General features: G+C 45.2%; 6 protein-coding genes and 1 pseudogene. 6 read left to right on the top strand and 1 reads right to left on the bottom strand.

What is annotated here, in order from left to right; translation table 11 throughout:
* The first annotated feature begins 416 nt into the window (after positions 1-416).
* Both rsmA and ispE read left to right on the top strand, forming a co-directional pair.
* Positions 417-1,265: a 16S rRNA (adenine(1518)-N(6)/adenine(1519)-N(6))-dimethyltransferase RsmA gene (gene rsmA / locus F6K20_RS14215; protein ID WP_008178456.1), complete on the top strand. Its 849-nt coding sequence runs from the start codon at positions 417-419 to the stop codon at positions 1,263-1,265.
* Positions 1,234-2,184, top strand: a complete 951-nt coding sequence (gene ispE / locus F6K20_RS14210) for a 4-(cytidine 5'-diphospho)-2-C-methyl-D-erythritol kinase (RefSeq protein ID WP_008178458.1) — start codon at positions 1,234-1,236, stop codon at positions 2,182-2,184. Before rsmA ends, ispE begins: the two co-directional genes overlap by 32 nt.
* A gap of 212 nt (positions 2,185-2,396) precedes the next feature.
* Here the strand turns inward: ispE and mrdA are convergent, their stop codons facing one another.
* Positions 2,397-4,175 (bottom strand): penicillin-binding protein 2, encoded by a 1,779-nt coding sequence (gene mrdA, locus F6K20_RS14205; RefSeq protein WP_008178460.1) that lies wholly within the window; start codon positions 4,173-4,175, stop codon positions 2,397-2,399.
* Positions 4,176-4,715: 540 nt separating this feature from the next.
* Between mrdA and F6K20_RS14200 the strand changes: the two genes are divergently transcribed.
* The 4 genes and pseudogenes from F6K20_RS14200 to F6K20_RS40655 all read left to right on the top strand — a co-directional run.
* Complete coding sequence (locus F6K20_RS14200; RefSeq protein WP_287252429.1) at positions 4,716-5,870, top strand: ABC transporter ATP-binding protein; 1,155 nt, start codon at positions 4,716-4,718, stop codon at positions 5,868-5,870.
* Between the two features lie 221 nt (positions 5,871-6,091).
* Entirely contained in the window at positions 6,092-7,216 is a 1,125-nt protein-coding gene (locus tag F6K20_RS14195) for an ABC transporter substrate-binding protein (RefSeq protein ID WP_008178466.1), read from the top strand.
* A gap of 327 nt (positions 7,217-7,543) precedes the next feature.
* The gene (locus F6K20_RS14190) at positions 7,544-8,362 is read left to right on the top strand and encodes an ABC transporter permease (RefSeq protein WP_287295048.1); all 819 of its coding nucleotides are present in this window, start codon (positions 7,544-7,546) and stop codon (positions 8,360-8,362) included.
* Positions 8,332-8,456, top strand: a pseudogene (locus F6K20_RS40655) (SDR family NAD(P)-dependent oxidoreductase); the annotation flags it as partial. The gene F6K20_RS14190 and the pseudogene F6K20_RS40655, both read left to right, overlap by 31 nt.

Here is an 8,456-nt window from a genome sequence, read left to right as displayed (position 1 = left end):
TCCTGGAAATAAATTGATGAACCTTTGAGCTCCTGTTCGTCGGTTTACTACTGATAATTCAAGGAACTTGCTTACTTGTTACTGGTTAATTAAACACTAACATTTATGGGATAAACCTGATTAGACGTGATGTAAGCAGTCAGCAGTCAGCAGTCAGCCGTTGGCCGTTGGCAAAGCTAATTGAGGTGCTTTCCGTAACTCAGCATTATTCCAATGCTTACCTCTTTTATTCTAAAGACGTAACTCAGCATTATTCCAATGCTTACCTCTTTTATTATTAACGGTTTCCTACTCAATAAGCTTGCCCATAGCCCATAAGCTGAGAGCTGAGAGCTGATAGCTGTTGGCGTAGCCTGCGCGTAGGGCATATGCTTAACAATTGGGTACTGAATTGAGAAATGCTATAAAATTGGGCAATGACCTTAAAAGCTCGTAAAAAATTTGCTCAACATTGGCTGCGTAGCGAGGAGGCACTGAACCAAATCGTGACAGCTGCTAATTTACAAAAAAGCGATCGCATTCTAGAAATTGGTCCGGGTACTGGCATTCTTACCCAGCGCTTACTGCCTTTTGTTCAGTCTGTAGTGGCCGTAGAAATTGATCGAGACTTGTGCCGATTATTAGTTAAAAAACTCGGTAAAATAGATAATTTTTTACTGCTGCAAGGGGACTTTCTATCCCTAGACTTAGATACCTTGTTAGCTAACTTTTCCAATTTCCAAAAACCTAATAAAGTGGTTGCCAATATCCCCTATAATATTACCGGTCCGATTCTGGAAAAGTTACTAGGTACCATTACTCAGCCAGCTGTGCCAGGGTTTGATTTAATCGTGCTGCTAGTGCAAAAAGAAGTAGCTCAGCGGTTATATGCCAAACCCAGTTCTAGACAATTCGGGGCATTATCAGTGCGGGTGCAGTATCTCGCCGAATGTGAATTGATTTGCGATGTACCTGGGTCGGCCTTCTCTCCTCCCCCCAAGGTCGATTCCGCTGTCGTGCGGTTACATCCGAGCCTAGCCGAACCACCAGCTTCTGACCCCAGATGCTTAGAGACACTATTGAAACTGGGCTTTGGCAGCAAACGTAAAATGTTGCGCAATAATTTAAAATCTGTAATTGAACGCGATCGCATCACCCAATTGCTGGAACAATTAGAAATAAGCCCTCAAGCCCGAGCCGAAGACCTTAGTGTTGCTCAATGGATAGCCCTAGCTAATCAGATCACCATAAAGAATGCATTCTTATTCCCTAAATGCCCCAGCTAAAATCAATCTGTATTTGGAAATCATCGGTGATGCGGGTGATGGTTATCACGAACTCGCAATGATTCTCCAAAGCATCGAATTAGCTGATCAAATCGATATCCGTGCCATTGGTACACAGGAGATTAAAGTCCACTGTCATCATCCCGAAGTGCCAACGGATGAAAGCAACCTCGCTTATAAAGCAGCTGCCTTGATGTGGGAGGAGTTTCCTGAGTATTTTGCTAACTTGGGCGGTGTAGAAATTACTATCCACAAGCGAATTCCTGTAGCCGCTGGACTAGCTGGTGGCTCCACGGATGCAGCGGCTGTGTTAGTAGGAATCGATATGTTGTGGCAATTGGGATTAACCCACCCGGAATTAGAACAATTGGCAGCACAGCTTGGATCGGATGTGCCGTTTTGCCTTGCTGGTGGCACTGCTCTAGCTCTGGGCAGAGGTGAACGGCTGTCTGCCCTACCGGGACTGGATTCTCTATATGTCGTCTTGGGGAAATACCGCAGTCTGATGGTTTCTACTGCTTGGGCTTATCAGACTTATCGGGCTCAGTTTGGGGAAACCTATATCCGGGAGCTTGAGGACTTAGAATCCCGTGCTAATCGTTTTCATAGTGGTCCGATGGTTAAGGAAATCCTCAATAAGGATGGGGGAAAGATCGGAAAACTATTGCGCAATGATTTAGAGAAAGTGGTGTTACCCAATCACCCCCAAGTCTTGGAACTACGGAAAGCCTTTGAGAATAGCGGTGCCATAGGAACCATGATGTCTGGTTCCGGTCCGACGGTATTTGCCCTGTGCGAGTCCCAGGAGCAAGCCCAGGAAATTCAACAGAAAGTAAGCATTGATATTACTGACCCAGATTTGGAATTTTGGGTGACCAAGTTATCGACTCAGGGAATTCAGATAATGTCAACACCTTGAGTCAAGTCGCTTCGCTCCAATTCAAAATTATAAATTCAAAATTCAAAAATACCCCAGGAATTAATTCGGGGGTTTGAAACATCGCTTCGCTCCAATTCAAAAATAGGGGCTTGTATCCGGTGTCAACAATTCAAAATTATCAAGCTATTCATTTTGAATTCAAAAATGGTGGTTAGTCCTGATTCAAAAGTGACTAACCAGAGTTTCAATCACTAATTATGCTTGAAATAAGCCTCCATCACCTGGCGCACAATCGGTCCTGCCACTGAACCTCCACCGCCGCCGGAATGTTCCACAAAAGCAACAACCGCAATCTCGGGTTTATCATAGGGTGCAAAACCACCAAACCAAGCATGAGCTTTGCCAGGAGGAGCCTCTGCTGTTCCACTCTTACCAGCGGCAGGAGGTAACTCTGGCACCCTCAATGCCGCTCCTGTTCCCCCAGTAACCACAGCTCGCAATCCTCGGCGCAGGGTTTGAATCGTTGATGGCTTCATATTAATCGACACTCGCCCTTTGATGGCATCCTGATTGTTCTTGAGCAAGTGAGGTTTAACCCGATAGCCGCCATTGGCAACTACAGAAAACATCACTGAGGATTGTAAGGGTGTTCCTAGGGTAAACCCTTGACCAATAGACATATTGATGGTATCTCCCACGGTCCATCCCCAATTGTAGTTTTTCCGCTTCCAGGCATCATCCACTATCAAACCACGGGATTCCCCAGATAACTCAATACCAGTTTTTTCACCAAAGCCATATCTACGAGCCCATTCAATCAGGGTTTTCCCCCCAACCCCTCGACCGATTTGACCAAAGAAGGTGTTACTGCTCCAAGCCATAGCACCCACAAATCCCATTGGACCAAATCCGGCTCGGTTCCACTCCCCAAAGGCATGACCACCCACATAAAGGTAAGGATAAGTCTGTAAAACAGTTCTGGGAGAATACCGACCAGATTCCATACCCGCCGAAGCCGTGACTACCTTAAATGTACTGGCTGGAGGAAACCCTCGCATTGCCCGGTTGATAAACGGATTCCCTCTGCCTTGTAGCTTTCGCCAGGTTTCTGAGGTGATGCGAGTCGAGAAAATATTCGGGTCAAAGGTTGGACGAGAAACCATTGCGAGGACAGCACCGGTGTTGGGGTCTATAGCCACGACTGCCCCTTTGCGATCGCCTAATGCTGCCTCGGCTGCCTTCTGCACGTCTAGATCGATGCTTATATGGATAGGTTTACCCGGTTTTGCCTGTTTCTGACCCAGAACCCTGACGACTCGTCCAGCACCATCAACTTCTACTTGCTGACCGCCCCATTCTCCCCGTAGCAGATGCTCATAGGACTTCTCCACCCCCATTTTGCCAACCACATCACCGAGGCGGTAGCCGTCCGCTTTACGCCGTTGCAGCTCTTCATAGTCTAACTCTCCAGTATAACCTAGAACATGAGCCGATAGCTTCCCATGGGGATAGTACCGCACTGCATCAATATCCACCTCTATCCCCTGTAATTCATTGCTGTACTCAGCCAAGGCAGTAACTTGAGCGGGAGTAACACCACGGGCAATCCGAAGTAGGTAAGGAGAGTTATAGCCCGCTTGTTCCAGACGCTTTTGAATCTCAGCGTCTGGTATCTTCAAAATTTGGGACAGGCGTTTGCGAGTTTGGGGCCATTGCTCCTGCCTAAGAACCATCGGCCATACAAATACCGAGTGAGACAACCGATAGCTAGCTAATACTCTTCCCTTACGGTCAAAAATATTGCCCCGTATAGGGGGCTTGGGAATCAGACGAATCCGATTATTTTCTGCCAGCTTTTGGTTGCGTTCCCCTTGAACTAGCTGTAAATAAGCTAAACGGGAACCAATTCCCCCCAGCAAGAATAGGCTCATCAGTACCATAATCACTACGGATTGGTATTTGCGTCCGACAGTGCGGGAATTAGATCGATATACTGCAAATGGAGATAAGGAAGGCTGAATTAATGTCATCGTGAGAGGTCTGAGAATGGGGAATCGGACTTGGAGAACACGGGATTGGGCAATTAAGGCGAATAGTCACCTGATCAATGCAGTAACCTATTGGCTTGGATTCCCAATACGTCCCCCTTTTCAATTAAGAATTAAGGATTGACAATTGACAACAAAACAACAGGACTCACGCCCCAAGCTTGTCGGTTAAAACTGGATATGGGGTTTACGGTGACCGGGTGTAGTGAGCAAAATTGGAACATGCCCGATTAATTGCCCACACCGGTTAGCCTACAGCCGCCCCAAATCCTTGATTAAGGAGGCTCTGATTTGCCCCTGTTCAATAGCTCTTACCATTAGCCTAATACCTCCTAGTCAAGCCTAATACCCAGCAATTTACTTCCGCACCTCAGCTACTGGATCAGTGCAGATCTGTTTAGCTACTGCAGGAGTATTTTTAGGTTCGAGGATAAAATAAACCCAAGGAGAGAAACCGTGTTGCACAGATGCAGACAGACGAGGCATGACTCTGGGGGCATCACTACTGCTGAAATAACCACCATGTTTCAAACGACTGTTAAAGAACCACGTCCGACTGCTACGACTACAGCTAAACTTGATGTTGAACTCCGCAAGGTTTTTAAAGTGTTCGACACCGAGACCGTTGTCCGTGGTGTTGACTTAAGTATCCGTCAAGGAGAATTTTTTAGCATTCTTGGTCCGTCTGGCTGTGGCAAAACTACAACCTTGCGTTTAGTAGCAGGATTTGAGATGCCTTCAGCTGGGGAAGTAATGATTCAGGGACGCTCGATGAATCATATTCCACCACACCGCCGACCTGTCAATACGGTCTTTCAAAGTTATGCTCTATTCAATCACCTGAGTGTATCCGAAAATATTGCCTTCGGTCTACGGCTAAAAAAGCTACCCTCATTGGAGGTTGAGGAACGAGTCAAAGCAGCCCTCAAACAAGTGAAACTAGAGGGATTGGCGAATCGGTATCCCCCTCAACTGTCTGGGGGTCAACAGCAACGAGTGGCATTAGCCAGAGCATTAGTTAATCGGCCAGGGGTGCTGTTGTTGGATGAACCCTTGGGAGCCCTAGATTTCAAGCTGCGCAAACAGATGCAGGTGGAACTTTCAAATCTCCATCAAGACCTGGGGTTAACCTTTGTGATGGTGACCCACGACCAAGACGAAGCCATGAGTCTTTCTGACCGTATCGCTGTGATGCGTGCAGGTAAAATTGAGCAAGTTGGTTCCCCCAGAGAAATCTATGAAAATCCTCGGACAACCTTTGTGGCGGACTTTATCGGTGATACCAATTTATTTAAAGGTCGTCTGCAACGGTCCGATGCCGACTCACTCGAAATTACCACCAAGACTGGTATCAAGATTGTGGTTGAGTCTCCATCCGTTAGAGAAGTCCTGGATAATTCTAATCCTCAGGATATTGTAGTAGGTGTACGACCAGAGAAAATTCGCCTGAGTCTTTCCCCGCCAACAGTAACAACAACTACTACTACTATGAATTGCTTTGAAGGACGTCTCAAACACGCGATGTACCTGGGTACTCATATTCAATGTGTGGTGGAGTTACTCAGTGGCGACTGTCTCAGAGTCATACTTGCCAACACCAATAACAAGTTACCAGACCCTAACACGACAATTTATGCTCGTTGGGCACCCACGGATTGTCGCGTGTTGGCGGAATAATTTAAAGATTTCGGTAGTTTTTGAGCCTAGTTTGCTGGCAAAATAGTGCTCAGGAAAGCCAGATATTTTTAGTTGTTTACTAAATCAATTTTGGTGGATTAATTATCCTATCCATTTTGGGGTAATGGGTAATCGGTAATCGGTTTTGAATAACTTTATTAAACCTACCCTACTTCGGACGCCTGGGCAACAACAAACCTCAACCTTAAACCTTTTCAATCGTGCTTTCTAAGGATCGACAATCATTCCTAAAACGCCCTACAAGGCGCAACTTTTTACAGCTAGCCACTGTCGCTACCCTATCAGGTCTAACCCTGTCTGGATGTGGCTGGACTCTAGCTAAGGTGAAACCAACACCTCCTTCACCAGGTGACAGAAATAAACTATTTATCTACACTTGGACTAACTATACCGATGATGAGCTACTAGACCGCTTTACCGAAATAACTGGAATCAAAGCTTTAGTCGATGTCTTTGATTCCAACGAAGCTATGCTTGCTCGACTTCAGGCTTCTGGGGGCGGAGCCTATAGCATTATCTACCCGTCTGACTACATGGTGCGGAAGATGGTTGAGTTGGATCTGTTGCTCAAACTGGACTTTGAACGCATCATCGGAATGAATCGACTTTTTTCTAAGTTCCTCAATCCTATATATGACCCCAACAATTTGCACAGTATTCCTCTGAGCTGGGGAACAACGGGTTTGATTTACAACTCCAAAAAACTATCTAAAGTACCGGAGGATTGGAGCTATCTTTGGCAAGATAAAGACAAATTATCGAGACGGATGACTTTGCTCAACGATGTGCGAGAAGTGATGGGTGCCACTTTGAAAATGTTGGGTTACTCGTACAACTCTACCAATCCCCAGGAGATTAAAAAAGCCTATGAAACGTTGGTGGACTTAAAACCAAGTATTGCTTCATTTTCTTCTGATGCTTGGCGATCGCAAATTCTGAGTGGGGATTTATGGATTGCGATGTGTTACTCCTCGGATGCTGCTGAAATCATGGCAGAAAACCCAGATTTGCAGTATGTGCTACCGAAAAGCGGTTCTTCCTTGTGGACCGATACCTTGGCAATTCCTAAAACAGCTCCCAATCTTGAGGGTGCCTACGCTTGGATTAACTTTATGTTAGAAGCAGATGTTGCTGCTCAAATTTGTGAACGCTTGAGCTTCGCCACACCAAACCAAAAAGCCTTTAAGCTATTGTCCCGTGAAATCCAAGAGGATCAAAGTTTGTTTCCAGAATCATCAGCGTTAGAACGTTGTGAAGGTCTTGCACCTGTTGACGAAGTTAGCGAACTTTATGACCGCTACTGGACTAAGTTGACCAGTGGTTAGGAGTTAGGAATTAGCCCTTTTTAACACCCTAAAGTTTAGGAAACTAGTACGGAACGGCAGAAATAAACATACCATTCAAAATACCTCTAAAAAAGAGCGTAACGCTATTGATAATTGCTAGAGATAACAAATAACATTCCAAGAATTAGAGTGATAAAATCCTAAAGAATCAAGCACATTTTGAATAGTTTTCAATTTATATATCAAATATACCATTTTTATTAAAAAATGGTATATATCTTGGAATAATGACTAATAACTAATGACTAATAACTAATGATAAATAACACTGAAAGCGTTACTGATAACATTGCTGAGTCCCCAGTTATGCAAGATAAGAGACACTTACGATGGCAGTGGTTAGAACCCCTAGGATTGCTCAGTCCAGCAGGTATATGGTTAGCTTTGTTGTTGGTGCTGCCAACCCTAGTCATTTTTGAACTAAGTTTGGTACCCAACATTAGACCAGGAGATGTGGTCAATCCCTCTGGTATTGATAATTATTTGCGGGTATTTGATCCAGTAATCTTGCAAGTGATAGGGCGATCGCTTTTTTTGGCCATGGGAACCACTGTGATTTGTCTTCTGCTAGGATTTCCTGTGGCTTATTGGATTGCTCAGCTAGCACCCAAGCGGTGGCAAAATTTACTGCTGCTTGGTTTTATCTTACCGTTGTGGACATCTTCTCTACTGCGTTCTTATGCCTGGATTACCATTCTGCGACCGACTGGGGTTCTCAATACAGTCCTGACTAGTCTTGGACTACCAGGGTTGGATTTGCTCAATCGTAGTGCTGCTGTATTGATTGCCATGGCTTACAGCTTTCTGCCATATATGGTGTTGATTCTCTATGCGTCTATAGAAAAATTAGACAAACGTTTGTTAGAAGCGGCGGCAGATTTAGGGGCAAATCCCTATCAAACGTTTTGGAAGGTAACCGTACCCCAAACTCTACCAGGAATTGCTGCAGGTTCTTTGCTGGTATTTATCTCTGGATTAGGGGATTTTGTTAATCCGGAATTGCTAGGGGGAGCATCGAGTATGACTGGAGCAAGATTGATTTATAACCAGTTTTTAGGAGCTACTCAAAACTGGGGATTTGGGTCAGCTTTAGGATTCATCGAGACGACATTGTTCAGGCAGTAGAGTTCGCCAGACAAAACCGCTGTCAAGGTATCTACAACCTAGTTAACGACCTCAAACTCACGACGCGGGAGCTGACTGATCAAATATGCGATCG

The organism is Moorena sp. SIO2C4 (assembly GCF_010672485.1).
Classification (GTDB): Bacteria; Cyanobacteriota; Cyanobacteriia; order Cyanobacteriales; family Coleofasciculaceae; genus Moorena; species Moorena producens.
Note: the sequence above shows the minus strand (reverse complement) of the source record. Positions and strands in the feature narration are given on the sequence as shown.